The sequence below is a fragment of the Selenomonas sp. oral taxon 920 genome (genome assembly GCF_001717585.1).
Classification (GTDB): Bacteria; Bacillota; Negativicutes; order Selenomonadales; family Selenomonadaceae; genus Centipeda.
On the sequence record NZ_CP017042.1, the window covers coordinates 1,893,487 to 1,907,800 of the forward strand.

Sequence of the window (14,314 nt, forward strand, 5' to 3'; positions counted from 1 at the left end):
GCTATTTCGCCTCCGCCCAGTTCTTGCCGATGTGCACGTCCACGGCGAGCGGCACAAGAAGTTCCGCCGCGCCGCTCATCGCCGTGCGCAGGATCTCAGTCACCGCTTCCACCTCCGCCTCCACCACTTCAAGCACGAGTTCGTCATGCACCTGCAGCAGGATGCGGCTCTGCACGTTCGCCGCACACAGGGCGTCGTACGCGCGGATCATCGCAATCTTAATGAGATCCGCAGCCGTTCCTTGGATCGGCGTATTCATCGCCATGCGCTCGGCAAAGGAGCGCTGCATAAAGTTGCGGCTGTTGAGCGCGGGCAGGTCACGCCGCCGTCCGTAGAGTGTCGTTACGTAACCGTTCACGTGTGCATCGGCTACGATTTTATCCAAAAACACCCGCACGCCGTGGTACCGCTCAAAGTATCGTTCAATATAACCCGCCGCCTCCTTGCGCCCGATGCCGAGATCCCGCGCAAGTCCGAAGTCACTCAGGCCATAGACGATGCCGAAGTTGACCGCCTTTGCCCGGCGGCGCTGCTCGCCCGTCACCGCATCAAGCGGTACACCGAACACCTCGGCCGCCGTGCGCGCGTGAACATCCTGCCCGCTGCGGAACGCGTCGATGAGCGTCGCATCGCCCGACATATGGGCGAGAATACGCAGCTCGATCTGCGAATAGTCCGCCGAGAGGAGCTCATCATAGCCCTCGCCCGGCTCGAAGAGTGCACGTACGGCACGCCCCTCCTCCGTCCGCACAGGAATGTTCTGGAGGTTCGGATCGGAACTTGAGAGCCGTCCCGTCGCTGTCACGGTCTGGTTGAAGCTCGTATGCACGCGCCCCGTTGCGGGGCGGATGAGGCCGCCGATGCCCTCGAGATAAGTCGAACGCAGCTTCGTCCACATGCGGTAGGTGAGCACCTTGTCGACGATGGGGTGCTGATCGCGCAGCTCTTCAAGGGTCTCGGCGTTCGTCGAGTAGCCCGTCTTGGTCTTCTTGACCTTGCCGCCTGTCGTGAGCCCGAGGCGCTCGAAGAGGATCTCGCCGAGCTGCTTGGGCGAGCTGATGTTGAACTCCGCACCCGCAAGTGTGTGAATCTCCCTAACGAGCGTATCAATGCGCACATTCGCCGCAGCAAGCTCTCGTTCGAGTGCTGCGCGGTTCACATAGATGCCCGTTCGCTCCATCGCCGCGAGTACAGGAACAAGCGGCAGTTCCACGTCCTGACAGAGACGCAAAAGCCCGGCTGCCGCAAGCGCCGTCCGCATGGGCGCAGAGAGACGTGCGGCAAGCAGAGCCTCACGTACGGTGCGCTGTTCGTCGGTGAGGTCAGCGGGCACTTCGGCCGCCTCGGCAAGATGGGCAAATGCCGTGCGTTCAATACTGCGCCTGCTCTCCTCGGGATGGAGTAGGTAGTCCGCAAGTTCCAGATCAAAGATGTTCGTGCCGATGGAAACTCCTGCCTGTGCATAACGCTTTGCATTCCAGAGAACGAGTGAACACTCCGCCATGATATTCCGCACCTCGTCAAAACACGGTACATCCGGACGCAGGATATACCGTTTCTCCCCGCAGACAAGGGCAAGCAGAGCAATCCGAACAAAGGGAGCTGCCCCTTCGAACACTGCACCGATGGAAATTTCCTTCGCCGCGCGCAGGACATCGAGGTCGGCAGCAGTGAGTTCTGCTGCTTCGAGAGACATGGCAGGCTCATCTTCCTCTGCCGCAAAGAGGGACTGTTCCACCGCTGCCGTCGGAGCCGCCGCGCCGAGATACTCCGAGAGTGTGCGCCACACGGTACGCAGCTCATATTCCCTGCAGAACGCCTCAAGTGCGGCACGGTTCGGCTGCATGCGAAAATCCTCCGCACGGTAGCGGAGTTCGGGCACAGAGCATTCAATCGTCGCAAGCTGCTTTGAGAGGAGCGCCTGATCACGATATTCCACGAGCGAGGCGCTGAGCTTCTTCCCGCTGACCTCAGCGGCATGATCGAGCACATTTTCGATCGTACCGTACTCCACAAGCAGTTTCGTTGCGGTCTTCGGCCCCACACCGGGCACCCCCGGAATGTTGTCCGAACTGTCTCCCATCAGCCCTTTCATATCAATGAGGCGGATCGGCGGGAATCCATACTCCTCCTCAAATGTCGCCGCATCGTAGGCACGAGTCTCACTGATTCCCTTTTTCGTCAGCATGACGGTGAGCCCTGTGCGGATCAGCTGCAGTGCGTCACGGTCGCCCGTCACAACGACGGATGGGATCCCCTCTGCCGCCGCCTGCGTTGCGAGTGTGCCGATGATGTCGTCCGCCTCGTAGCCGTCCAGTTCGAGGAAGGGAATGCCGAGCGCTGCCGACAGTTCCTTTAGGAGAGGAATCTGGGAAAGCAGCTCCTCCGGCGTCTTGTCACGCGTCCCCTTGTACGCGGGGTAGAGTGCCGTGCGGAACGTTGTGCGGCTCTTGTCAAACGCGATGACAATGTTCGTCGGTGCGAGTTCCCGCATCAGCTTCACAAGCATCATCGCAAAGCCGTGCACCGCATTCGTGTGGATGCCGCGTGCGTTCGGCGGGAGCTGCAGCGCATAGAATGCGCGAAAGAAGAGGCTGCTCCCGTCGAGTACGGCAAATTGCTCCCTGCTCACAGGCCGGGCTTGTCCGCATCCTCAAGGCGCATGAGGACAAAGATGTAGTCGGACAGGCGGTTCAGATAGCGCAGGTCGACCTCCGCCACAGAGCCGCGGCGTGCAAGCGTCCATGCATGGCGCTCGGCGGTGCGTGCCGTCGTGCGCGCTAGATCAAGCATCGCGCTCGACTTCCGATCGCCGGGGATGATGAACTCCTTCAGCGCAGGCAGGCTCTCCTCGATGCTTGCAATCTCTGCCTCGATTCCCGCGATCATCTCATCCGTGATGCGCGGCGGCTTGTTGCGGCTGGCAAAGTCTGCCATCAGCATGCCAAGCTGCTTCTGCGCGGCGAGGATATCCTCCTTCACGCGCTTGTTCTCAGCGAATGCGCGCGCCATGCCGAGCGTGGAGCCGAGGCTGTCCACAATCCCGTACACCTCGACGCGCAGATCGTCCTTTGCAATCCGCTCGCCCGTAAAGAGGCTCGTCTGTCCCTGATCGCCGGTCTTGGTCGTGACACTCATCGTATGTTCCTCCTCTGCGGATAAATGCGCCCAGTCGTACAACTGGCACGACCGGGCATATTGATGAAATGAACGTTTTTAGAAAATCTCCGTCTCACTGAAGAAGATGTGCACCTCGCGCGCTGCGCTCTCGGGGCTGTCGGACGCGTGCACCGCGTTCTCGCTCCCGTTCTTGGCGAAGCGCTTGCGGATCGTGCCCTCCGCCGCATTTGCCGGATTCGTCGCACCGTGCAGTTCACGCACGCGCGCAATCGCATTCTCACCTGCGAGCACCATCGCCACGAGCGGCGCGGAGGTCATAAACGCAGAGAGCTCGCCGTAGAACGGCTTCGTGAGATGCTCCGCATAGTGAATGCGTGCGATGCGGTCCGTCATCTGCATCATCTTCATCGCACGAATCTGCAGTCCCGCATCCTCGTACGCCTTCGTAATATCTCCGATGTGATGCGCCCCGACGGCGTCCGGCTTAATGAGAACCAGAGTTTGTTCCATTACTTCATCTCCTCAATGATACGTTTGTACTCCGCTCCAAGATCGGCGTAGTTGCCCGCCGCATCTCGAAGCGCCTCGATTTCATCGTCACGCAGTGCGCGTACGATCTGAGCAGGGTTGCCGAACACAAGCGAGTTCGACGGAATCCTCTTGTGCTGGGGAAGGAAGGTGCCCGCGCCGATGACGACGTTCTCGCCGATCTCGGAGTAGCCCATCACGATGGAGCCCATACCGATGAGGGTATTGTCCCCGATGCGGCTGCAATGCACGACGGCATTGTGCCCAACGAGCACATTGTCCCCGATGCGGACAGGTACGTCTCGCATGACGTGAATCGTCGCATTTTCTTGGATATTCGTATTCTGCCCAATGGTAATCGGTTGAAAATCGCCGCGTACAACGGCACCAAACCAAATGCTCGAACCGGCACCGACCGTCACGTCTCCGATGACCGCCGCTGTCGGCGCAATAAATGCCGTTGGATCAATAACGGGCATTTTGCCCCGATAGGGCAGGATGATAGGCTCCATCAAATCCGCCTCCTTCACTTTCTCTGCTCAGATGTATTATACCACGTCAATTACCGCTCCAACAAGAATTTTTTGACGCTTTGCGTTTCTCTGTGCCTCCTCAGAATGCGGATGCGCTCCGTACGCAGCCATGCGCCAATCTCCTCGCCCGAGAGCTCCGGCGGTGCGGAACGCCCCGTAACCGTCCGCATCGCCGCGAGGTAATCCGCGCCGCGCGTGAGATAATCCGGCAGAGAGCCGTGGTCGGCTTGGATGATGACATTGAACTGCGCGATCGAAAGCCCCGACGCACCAATGCCGAGCAGAAGATCGGCAATCTTCCCGGGACGCGTGAGACGCGGTGCGCGCATATGCTCGCGAATGACGAACGCTGCTGCCTTGCGCCAGTCACGCGGCAGCGCCATACGCGCATTCCATGCAGCGAGCGCATCGAGGCCCGTGCACTCGTGTCCGTAATGGTGCGGCAGCAGTTCCCGTGGGGTCAGTCCCTTGCCGAGATCGTGCACGAGTGCGGCAAAACGCGTCTTGATATCCTCCGTCTCACGTGCAACCGCGTCGACCATCGCGAACGTATGCGCAAGGGCATCCCCCTCGGGGTGGAAATCCGTCGGCTGCGTCTGCCCTTCGAGCGCCGCGATCTCCGGAAAGGTAACGGCAAGCAGATCCGCCGCACGCAGCACACGAAAAAAGGCGGAGGGACGCGGTGTCATCAGAGCACGCCGCAGCTCGCCCATCAATCGCTCTGTCGGCTCCGCACGCAGCTCATCTGCACACGCACGCATATAGGAGAGTGTCCCCTCCTCCACCGTGAAGCCAAACGCTGCTGCCTGTCGAGCGGCACGCAGCGCACGCACAGGATCCTCCATGAAGTGCTCCGAGACAGCACGGATTACACCCGCTGCGAGATCATCACGCCCGCCGTAGGGGTCGAACAATTTTTCTGCAGGGAGTTCCAATGCCATCGCATTCATCGTGGTATCGCGTCGATAGAGATCCTCCGCGATCGTCACGGACGGGTCAAACGCAACTGCGAAGCCACGATACCCCGCGCCCGTCTTGCGTTCCCTCCGTGCAAAGGCGACCTCACGGCGTACGCCGTCCACACGCACATGGTAGACGGGAAAGGACTTCCCGATCTTCTCCGCGCCTGGGAAGATCGCACAGAGTGTTTCCTCCGTCATGCCCGTCAGCACATAGTCGACATCCTTTGCCGGCACGCCGCGAAACTGATCGCGCACACAGCCGCCCACGCGAAAGACGCATGCCCCCGCGCGCCGTACGGCATCTACAAAAGCAGCTTCCGTCATTTTCTCACCTCCTCCGCAAAAGAAAAAGCATCACCTGCGTGATGCTCTCGTTTCGATTGGTGGGCCCACTTGGACTTGAACCAAGGACCGACCGGTTATGAGCCGGTTGCTCTAACCAACTGAGCTATAGGCCCCAAACAGTGCAGAGAGCAAGAAAGCTCTCACTTTCAAAAAAACCTGCGCAGTGCGCAGGTCAGGTAAGCGATGGAGCGGAAAACGAGGCTCGAACTCGCGACCCCCACCTTGGCAAGGTGGTGCTCTACCACTGAGCTACTTCCGCATAATGGAGCGGAAAACGAGGCTCGAACTCGCGACCCCCACCTTGGCAAGGTGGTGCTCTACCACTGAGCTACTTCCGCATCCGTCACTGACATCTCTGTCAATCAACAAGAAATATTTTAGCAAGAGAAGGACATTCTGTCAAGGAGGAATTTCAAAACAAAAGGGGGCACGCTTGCGCACGTGCCCCTCCACTAAATTTACACCTTAAACTTATCCGTCTCGCTCTGCAGGTCGGTTGCCATGTCGGCGAGGCTGCGGCTTGAGGAGGCAATCTCCTCCATGCCCGCCGCCTGTTCTTCGGTCGCGGCAGAGACGTTCTGCGACTCGCTTCCGATCCCCTTTGCCGAACTGTCCACAGCGCCCATGCCCTCGATGATCGAGTTCATATTCTCGCGCAGTTCGAGGACGCGCTTGCTGACCGCGAGCGATGCCGTCTTGACATCCTCGACCATGCTCAAAATGAGCGAGAACGTCTCCCCCGTTGCGGTGACGTTCTCCTTGCCCGTCTCCGCCTCGCGCAGGCCCTCGTCCATCGAGGCGACCGCACGGTCCGTCTCCTCCTGAATGCTGCAGATGAGCTCAGAGATCTGCTGGGAGGCATTCTGCGACTCCTCTGCGAGCTTTCGCACTTCCTCGGCGACAACCGCAAAGCCGCGTCCGTGCTCACCTGCGCGCGCGGCCTCGATCGCGGCGTTGAGGGCGAGGAGGTTCGTCTGCCCCGAGATGCTCGAGATGATCTCGACGATGTTGCCGATCTCCTTTGAACGCTCGCCGAGCTTGCTGACAATCTCGCCCGTCTGCTGAACAGTACGTGCAATCGAGTTCATCTGTTCAACCGTCGTCTGCACGAAGGCATTGCCTTCCGCTGCCTTCTCCGCCGTTGCCTGCGTCTGCTCGCGTGCACGGCGCTGGTTCGTGATCGCCTCCTCAAGACCGCGCTGGAACTCCTGCACGGTCATGCGGCTCGTATCGATGATCTGCAGCTGCTTCTCCGCCGCCTCTGCAACCTCGGTGATGGACTGCGCGACGTTCTGCGTTACCTGCGCCGACTGGTTCGCATTCGCCGTCAGCTCCTCGGACGAACCTGCAACATCCGTCGCCGTCGTCTTGATCTTGCGGATCATCTTCTGCATGCTCTCGACCATCGTGTTGAATTGATGCGCGATGTGCGCGAACTCATCGTCACCGTCCAACTGGATCTTCGACCGCAGATCACCGGACGCGATGTGACGTGCACCATCGAGAATTGTATCCACAGAGTTCTTGATGCTTTTGAGCAGCAGGACAAGCGTGATGATCGACAGAATGACAACAACGATCAGGGAGATGATCGTAATCATCTGAACCCCTGAGAACACCTCCTCGCTGTGTGCCATCTCTGCACGCGCGAGACGGACGCTGTCCGCCTTATCCTCCTCGAGGATGTCCGTCATCCGCTTGTAGACATCTGCCTGCTCGTTGAATGCGAGGAGCACAGCCCCCGCCTGATCGCCCGCATTGATGAGATCCGTCGCGCGCTGACGCACCTCGGCATACGCCTTGCGTTCCTGCTTGAGTTTTTCGAGGCGCGCGAGCTTCTGTGTGCGGTCCGGCTCGTTCTGGAACGGTGCTTCCTGAATCGCCTTTTCATACTCCTCGTACGCCTTGTTCAGCTGCGGTGTGAGCTGTGAGATCAGCCCTGCCGCACGTTGACGTTCCTCCTCATTCGGTGCCGAGATGCGCATGAGCTCAAACTCGCGCCCCTCTGCCGTGAGTGACTGCACCTGACCGCCCACGTTGATGACGTGTGCCCAGCTGAACACGCTCACCGTATTGTTGTTGAGCACGCTGCTCGCATGATTCGCATAGAATCCATATGCGCCAAACATGACGACCAGGAATCCGATGCTCAGCACAATTTTCTTTGCTACCGACATTCTAAGTTCCCTCCAAAAACACTCCAATTTCTCAAAAGAAAAAATCTTCCCTTAATCTTTTTTGATTATACCATTCTCTGCTGTGAAAAACCATATGGCAACAAATATTTTTCTATGATATACTTACACTATTACTACAACAAATAAACAAAAGGATGGATATCCATGGCAAAAATGTTAAAAAAGCTGCAACAAAAAGTCACACCCCCGGAAAAGCCGAAACCGGCGCGCCCTCCTGGGAAGGACTATATGCTTCTTATTCTCATGGCATTCACCGTCATGGTCGTACTTGCGGCATGGGAGGATCTGGACAGCCTCACGCTCACGATGTATATCCTGCTGACGGCTTCTCTCGGATTGACCTACACGCGCCGCCAGGCAGTCGAGCGTCTCTCCGAGACACAGATGACAATGGTGACGCGTGCCAGCTTCGTCACCATCGGCATGGCGGGTGCGCTCTTTCTCTTCGATGCGTATCGGCGTTTCTTTGCATAGGAGCCTTTGAACGAAAAAACACCGACATGACTGTCGGTGTTTTTTCGTTCAAAGGCTGAAATTCTCTCCGAGATAGAATTTCCGTGCAATGGGGCTCTCGGCGATGGTCTTGCTGTCACCTTCGAGGAGAAGTTTTCCCTCGCTGAGAAGGTAGACGCGGTCGACAATATGGAGCGTCTCGCGCACATTATGGTCGGTGATGAGGATCCCCATGCCGCGCTGACGCAGGTACTCGATGATCTCCTGAATATCGGCAACCGCGAGAGGGTCGACGCCTGCGAACGGCTCATCGAGCAGGATGAACTGCGGTTCAAGCGCAAGACATCGCGCAATCTCGACGCGGCGGCGCTCACCGCCCGAGAGTTCCGTGCCGCGCCGATCACGGACGTGCCCGATGTGAAATTCCTCAAGCAGTCCGTCGAGCCTATACTTTTGCTCCGCCTTCGAGAGTTTCGTCGTCTCGAGAATCGCGGCGATGTTCTCTGTGACGGTAAGCTTGCGGAAGATGGACGGCTCCTGCGTGAGGTAGCTGATGCCCAGCTCTGCACGCCGATACATGGGGTAGTCCGTGATGCAGATGTCCGAGAGATAGACATCGCCGTGCGTCGGCTTTTCAAGGCCCACGATCATGTAGAACGTCGTCGTCTTGCCCGCACCGTTCGGGCCGAGCAGACCGACGATCTCGCCCTTGTCGATGCGGACAGAGATGCGGTCAACGACGGTGCGGCTGCCAAATTTCTTAACGAGGTTGCGGGATTCGAGATGCAAAGCGGCGCCTCCTCACTTGGCCACAGCACTGCCGTCATCCGCGAGGTAGACGGTCATGTGATTGCTGCGCGCCATATTGTTTCCCTGAAACACCCATGCACTCCCATCGAGCACTACATACGGACGTTCGACCCCGCCGAAATACTCCATGCGGTCGCCGCCCCCCTCAAGATCACGCGGAGGGCTGACAATATGTGCATTGCCCGTGCCGACGAATCGGTTTTCTTTCATCCATCCTTCGAGGCGGTCTGCCGTAAGCGTGCCGTCGGCACTCGTAATTGTACCGCCGCTGCCGGCGAGGATGTAGTCGTTCTGCGAAGGATAGTAGTCGACCTGTGGCCCCGTGAATGTACGCTTCGCCTTCACCATGTGAACGCTGCCCGTTGCCTGCCAATGCTCCTGCGATGCAGCAAAGAGACGATCACAGGAAAGGTTCATATCCTCACGCATGGCACGGACCCCCCCTTCGACCGTCCCCTCCTCGGTCTTGGTATTGTACGTCGCGCGCGCACCCTCGATCCACCCCGTCCCCTGCTCCAGGCGGACGTTCTTCTCCGCAGTGACGAGTCCCGTCGTCGTATCGTAGGTGAGGCTGTCCGCCGTGAGATTCGTCGGCTCATTCCCTTGCTGCGGCGCAGCTGCCGCCGTGCAGACCGCGCCCACTGCGAGCAGTGTTAGAATGCCCCGATAGAGTTTCTTCTTTGTCATTTCGCCTCACCCTTTACTATATGTGCATTTCCAATCACGCTGAACCGCTGAAAATTATCCGTGCTCACAATGCGGTCACCGGTCGCACGGATGTCATCACGCACGAACTCGGCATCGCCCTCGGCGCTGAGCTCCCCCTCTGCCGCCGTCCACTTGACCTCTTTTGCACGCAGATGCGCGCCGTCGCTCGTCGTCGCCTCGATCGTGCCGGTGAGTACGACATCGCGCGTCCTGCTGTCCATACGTCCCTCATCTGCTTTGAGCGTGAGGGTACGCCCATCCTCCGTAAAAAATGCGCCGTCGATCTTCGTCATGCTTGTATCGTTTGTATCAATATCGACGTTCACCTTTTCCGCCGTCATCTTCCAGATTGTGCGTCCGTCACGCTCCTCGCTGAGTGTGTTGTCCGCATAGGACATGATGCGCGGTCCGCTCGGCTCATCTGTTTGCGTGGAAGGCTCCGGCACGGTTGCAGCTGCCCATGCGATGAGTCCGGCGAGGAGAACAGCTCCACCGCCGTAAATCCACTTGCTCTGCGCCATCAATCCCCCTCCTTCGCTGCCACGGACATGTGATGCTTGCCCGTCTTTTGCTGCTCGGGCGCGGTATTCCAACGCTTTTGGAACCAGATCCACTGTGTCGGATTCTCGCGGATGATCTTCTCCACGATCGCAGTCATCTGCACTGTGAACTCATGCAGATCACGATCGCTGTCCCCCGTGTCCGGACAGCGCATGATCTCGCCGACGACGACCTCGTGCCTGCCGCTCGGCTGTCGCAGGATAAATGCCGGCACTACAGGCGATTTGAATTTACGCGAGAAGACGGCAGGTCCGAGCGGAGTCGATGCCGTACGCCCGAGGAATTCGATGAATGCGCCGCCGGGACCGCCGTCCTGATCCGCGAGAAAACCGAGGAGCCGCCCGCGCTTTAAGGCACGTGCCGCCGCGATCAGCTCGCTCGTCCCGCGTGAGAAGATCTCGACGTGAATGGTCGCACGCAGATCATCGAGCACGCGCGTGTACTCGATATTTGGCTGCGGCTTTGCAATCGCACTGACGGGAATCCCGTTCAGCGTGAACGCCGCCGACAGCCACTCCCAGCAGCCGACATGCCCTGTGAGGACGACCACACCATGCCCCTCGGCGAGTGCCTCCTGCATCCGTTCGAGATGGTCGATCTCGATGTACTCACTGAGGTTCTCCTCATTCAGCATGGGCATCGCGAGAATGTCGAGGACGTTGCGCGCCATATTGATAAAAGAGGCGCGCACAAGCTTCTTTGCCTCCGCTTCGTCAATGTCGAGCGCAGGCATCATATGCTCTACAGCGCGGCGGCGCATCTTCGGGATCAGGAGATAGTAGAGATTGCCGAGCACCCAGCCCGCAGCGAGCAGGATGGGACGCGGGGTGCGGCACGCGAGCCAGCTTAGAAACATGAGTGTATTATAGAGCACTGCCGCACCTCCTCTTCCAGTTATTGGGCAACTTCATCAACATTCGTTTGAAATGCCGTAAGAATCTCATCCCACCGCCCCTGCGTCTTTAGGATAATTTCATAGATTTCACGCACGGCACCGTGTCCGCCGCGTTCATTCGCGATGATCTGCGCTGCGTCCTTTACCTCTGGCACAGCATCGCCCACCGCGCAGGGCAGTCCAACCATGTGCATCACGGGAAGATCAATGATGTCATCACCGATGTAGGCGATCTCCTCGTCCGTCAGCCCCGTTTTCGCCTTGATGTCTGCGTAGGCGGTACATTTATTGCGGCAGCCCTGATAGACGAGATCGATATGCAGCTCCTTGGCACGATGCTCGACAATTGCAGACGAACGGCCCGTAATGATGGCGGTCATAAGTGCTGCTCTCGGTGCCAGCGAGATGACAAGCCCGTCCCGTGCAAAGAACGGCTTGTAGAGCTCGCTCCCGTCGGGGGCGACGTAGACCCCCCCATCCGTGAGCACCCCGTCCACGTCGAGGATCACGCATTTGATTTTCTTCGCGCACTCTATTGCGCCCTCTCGAATCGGCATCACACAACCCCCTGACGCAGAAGATCGGTCAAATGTACAATGCCGACGGGCACGCCCGCCGCGTCGACAACGGGCAGAACTGTGACGGGACGCGGCTGATGCTTCTCCATGACGGAGAGCGCCGCTGCCGCCATCTTATCCGGCGCGATTGTGAGCGGCGTAGCAAACATGATGCTCTCCACATCCTTATCCAAAAAGGTATAGTCCTGCGCCAGCGCACGCCGAATAATCCCATCGGTGACAAGCCCGATAAATTTGCCGTCCGCATCGACGACAGAGACGGCGCCGAGGCCCTTGTCCGTCATGACGAAAAGTGCATCCTTTGCCGTCGTATGATAGGGCACAACAGGATTTTCATCCCCCGTGTGCATCACGTTCGCAACCGTGAGGAGCAGCTTGCGCCCGAGCGCACCGCCCGGATGGAAGAGGGCATAGTCCTCCTTCTTGAAGTCGCGCGCTTCCATGAGTGCCATTGCGATCGCGTCACCCATCGCGAGTGTCGCCGTCGTGGAGCTCGTCGGGGCGAGTCCCAGCGGGCACGCTTCACGCTCGACACCGATATCGATGTAGAAGTCCGCACTGCGCCCGAGCTGGGAGTTTCGCCGGCCGCACATGGCGACGATCCGTGCGCCGATGCGGTGGATGATCGAGAGGATGTTGACCACCTCGTTTGATTCACCGCTGTTCGAAATGGCAATGACGATGTCATCCTCCGTCACCATGCCGAGATCACCGTGGAAAGCCTCGGCAGGGTGCATAAAGAAAGACGGCGTGCCCGTACTCGCAAGCGTTGCGGCAATCTTGCGTCCGACGTGACCGGATTTGCCCATGCCGGTGACGACAACACGTGCCTTGCAGTCCAAAATGGCGCGCACGGCCGCCTCGAAATCGTCGTCAATGCGCTCTGCAAGCTGTGCGACTGCCTGTGCTTCGAGTTTCAAGGTCTCGATTGCTTTCTCTCGAATACTCTGTGCCATATATTTCTCCTAGTTCAGCTTTTTCCGCACAACTTCGTAGATCGCAAGGGCATCCTTCAGGAGCTCCTCGAGCTTGTCGAGATAAACCATGTTCGCACCGTCCGAGAGTGCCTCAGGCGGGTTGTCGTGCACCTCAAGGAAGAGTCCGTCAACGCCCGCACCAACCGCCGCGCGCACGAGGTACTCAACATACTCGCGCTGACCGCCCGAGCTCGTTCCAGCACCGCCCGGCAGCTGTACGCTGTGGGTGCCGTCGAAGATCACAGGGTAGCCAAAGCTGCGCATGATCGGAAATGCGCGCATATCCACAACGAGGTTGTTGTAGCCGAAGCTCTCGCCGCGCTCCGTGAGCAGTATGCGGTCACTGCCGCTCTCGTGAATCTTATCGACGACATTGCGCATATCGTTCGGCGAGAGGAACTGTCCCTTCTTCACGTTGACAACAGCTCCCGTCTGCGCCGCCGCGTGCAGAAGGTCGGTCTGACGCGAGAGGAACGCGGGGATCTGGAGGATGTCCGCGACCTTCGCGACAGGCTCCGCCTGCGAGGTCTCGTGAATGTCCGTCACGACAGGCACACCAAGTTCCGCGCGGATCTGCCCCAGAATCTTTACGCCCTCTTCCAGTCCCGGGCCGCGAAAGCTGTGGTAGGCGGATCGATTCGCCTTGTCAAAGGATGCCTTGAATACATAGGGAATGCCGAGACGATCCGTGATCTCCTTGATGCCGCGCCCGATCATGAGCGAGTGCTCGAGTCCTTCGAGGACGCAGGGTCCTGCAAGAAGTACCAGCGGCTCACCGCCGCCGATCTCAAAATTCGCCAGCTTCACTTTGTTCATCTTCATGGCTCCTTTCAACAATCGTGTCATCATCTGCATCTATGAAATGCGAAATTCACAATCATTATTATAGAATTTTCACGCGAAAAGGTCAATGAATCCCACGTCTCATGTACTCTTCGTTGACCGCCGCGAGATCGTCCTCCGTGTCGACGCCGATAAAGACGGCGTCCGTTTCGATAACGCGGATCGTGTGTCCGTTCTCGAGCGCGCGCAGCTGCTCGAGGGACTCGGAAAGCTCGAGCGGGGTCTGCGCCATACGTGCGTAATCAAGCAGAAAATCGCGGCGGTAGGCATAGATTCCGATATGCTTGTATACCTTTGTCCCCGCATTCCGCGCATATGGGATACGGGCACGTGAGAAATAGAGAGCGTTGCCCGTGAGGTCTGTGATGACCTTGACGTTGTTCGGATTTGCCATCTCCTCCTCATCTGCGAGGAGCGTCTTTGCCGTCGCCATCGGCAGCGTTTCATCTGCGAGAAAGGGCTCAACAAGCGCGTCAATCACGGCAGGGTCGATGAGAGGCTCATCGCCCTGCACGTTGATGATGAGGTCATAATCCTGCATCTTCTCTGCGACCTCGGCGAGACGATCCGTCCCCGTCGCGTGATCGGTACGCGTCATGACGGCGCGTCCGCCGTGTTCCTCGACGGCAGCACGGATGCGCTCATCATCCGTTGCGACAACAACGTCCTGCACGAGCTTTGCCCGCACGGCGCGCTCGTAGACACGAACGATCATGGGCTTGCCCGCAATCTCGCGCAGGGGTTTCCCCGGCAGCCGCGTGGATGCGTAGCGCGCGGGAATAATGCAGAGAACTTTCATACAA

The 14,314-nt window shown here is 58.7% G+C and carries 15 protein-coding genes and 3 tRNA genes; 1 reads left to right on the plus strand and 17 read right to left on the minus strand.

Features of this window, described 5'->3' with window-relative positions:
• Position 1: 1 nt before the first annotated feature.
• From polA to BCS37_RS09195, 9 genes are all read right to left on the minus strand, one after another.
• Positions 2-2,632, minus strand: a complete 2,631-nt coding sequence (polA, locus tag BCS37_RS09155) for a DNA polymerase I (RefSeq protein WP_069181141.1) — start codon at positions 2,630-2,632, stop codon at positions 2-4.
• Positions 2,629-3,138 carry a cob(I)yrinic acid a,c-diamide adenosyltransferase gene (locus BCS37_RS09160; RefSeq protein ID WP_069181142.1) on the minus strand — a complete coding sequence of 170 codons (510 nt, stop codon included), beginning with the start codon at positions 3,136-3,138 and terminating at the stop codon, positions 2,629-2,631. Before BCS37_RS09160 ends, polA begins: the two co-directional genes overlap by 4 nt.
• Positions 3,139-3,216: 78 nt before the next feature.
• On the minus strand, positions 3,217-3,630 hold the full coding sequence (gene ndk / locus BCS37_RS09165; protein WP_069181143.1) for a nucleoside-diphosphate kinase: 414 nt from the start codon (positions 3,628-3,630) through the stop codon (positions 3,217-3,219).
• Positions 3,630-4,160 carry a gamma carbonic anhydrase family protein gene (locus BCS37_RS09170; protein ID WP_069181144.1) on the minus strand — a complete coding sequence of 177 codons (531 nt, stop codon included), beginning with the start codon at positions 4,158-4,160 and terminating at the stop codon, positions 3,630-3,632. The genes ndk and BCS37_RS09170 overlap by 1 nt, the downstream gene beginning before the upstream one ends.
• A 50-nt stretch (positions 4,161-4,210) precedes the next feature.
• Complete coding sequence (locus tag BCS37_RS09175) at positions 4,211-5,467, minus strand: HD domain-containing protein (protein ID WP_069181145.1); 1,257 nt, start codon at positions 5,465-5,467, stop codon at positions 4,211-4,213.
• 57 nt (positions 5,468-5,524) lie between these two features.
• Positions 5,525-5,601: transfer RNA gene (locus tag BCS37_RS09180), tRNA-Ile, on the minus strand.
• A gap of 71 nt (positions 5,602-5,672) precedes the next feature.
• Positions 5,673-5,747 (minus strand) — tRNA-Gly (locus BCS37_RS09185).
• A 4-nt stretch (positions 5,748-5,751) separates the two neighbouring features.
• Positions 5,752-5,826 (minus strand) — tRNA-Gly (locus tag BCS37_RS09190).
• Positions 5,827-5,946: 120 nt separating this feature from the next.
• Positions 5,947-7,665: a methyl-accepting chemotaxis protein gene (locus BCS37_RS09195; protein WP_069181146.1), complete on the minus strand. Its 1,719-nt coding sequence runs from the start codon at positions 7,663-7,665 to the stop codon at positions 5,947-5,949.
• A 165-nt stretch (positions 7,666-7,830) separates the two neighbouring features.
• Between BCS37_RS09195 and BCS37_RS09200 the strand changes: the two genes are divergently transcribed.
• A complete protein-coding gene (locus BCS37_RS09200) occupies positions 7,831-8,160 on the plus strand; it encodes a hypothetical protein (protein WP_069181147.1) in 330 nt (109 codons plus the stop codon).
• Positions 8,161-8,208: 48 nt separating this feature from the next.
• Here BCS37_RS09200 and lptB read toward each other — a convergent pair whose 3' ends face one another.
• From lptB to kdsB, 8 genes are all read right to left on the minus strand, one after another.
• A complete protein-coding gene (lptB, locus tag BCS37_RS09205) occupies positions 8,209-8,928 on the minus strand; it encodes an LPS export ABC transporter ATP-binding protein (RefSeq protein WP_069181148.1) in 720 nt (239 codons plus the stop codon).
• A 12-nt stretch (positions 8,929-8,940) separates the two neighbouring features.
• Positions 8,941-9,636 carry an LptA/OstA family protein gene (locus BCS37_RS09210; RefSeq protein ID WP_069181149.1) on the minus strand — a complete coding sequence of 232 codons (696 nt, stop codon included), beginning with the start codon at positions 9,634-9,636 and terminating at the stop codon, positions 8,941-8,943.
• Complete coding sequence (gene lptC, locus BCS37_RS09215) at positions 9,633-10,178, minus strand: LPS export ABC transporter periplasmic protein LptC (protein ID WP_069181150.1); 546 nt, start codon at positions 10,176-10,178, stop codon at positions 9,633-9,635. The genes BCS37_RS09210 and lptC overlap by 4 nt, the downstream gene beginning before the upstream one ends.
• The gene (locus tag BCS37_RS09220) at positions 10,178-11,092 is read right to left on the minus strand and encodes a lysophospholipid acyltransferase family protein (RefSeq protein ID WP_069181151.1); all 915 of its coding nucleotides are present in this window, start codon (positions 11,090-11,092) and stop codon (positions 10,178-10,180) included. Before BCS37_RS09220 ends, lptC begins: the two co-directional genes overlap by 1 nt.
• A 20-nt stretch (positions 11,093-11,112) precedes the next feature.
• Positions 11,113-11,670, minus strand: coding sequence for a KdsC family phosphatase (locus BCS37_RS09225; protein ID WP_069181152.1), 558 nt, complete (start codon positions 11,668-11,670; stop codon positions 11,113-11,115).
• On the minus strand, positions 11,670-12,647 hold the full coding sequence (locus BCS37_RS09230; protein WP_069181153.1) for a KpsF/GutQ family sugar-phosphate isomerase: 978 nt from the start codon (positions 12,645-12,647) through the stop codon (positions 11,670-11,672). The genes BCS37_RS09225 and BCS37_RS09230 overlap by 1 nt, the downstream gene beginning before the upstream one ends.
• A gap of 9 nt (positions 12,648-12,656) precedes the next feature.
• Positions 12,657-13,484, minus strand: coding sequence for a 3-deoxy-8-phosphooctulonate synthase (kdsA, locus tag BCS37_RS09235; RefSeq protein WP_069181154.1), 828 nt, complete (start codon positions 13,482-13,484; stop codon positions 12,657-12,659).
• A gap of 91 nt (positions 13,485-13,575) precedes the next feature.
• Positions 13,576-14,310 carry a 3-deoxy-manno-octulosonate cytidylyltransferase gene (gene kdsB / locus BCS37_RS09240; protein WP_069181155.1) on the minus strand — a complete coding sequence of 245 codons (735 nt, stop codon included), beginning with the start codon at positions 14,308-14,310 and terminating at the stop codon, positions 13,576-13,578.
• Positions 14,311-14,314: the final 4 nt, after the last annotated feature.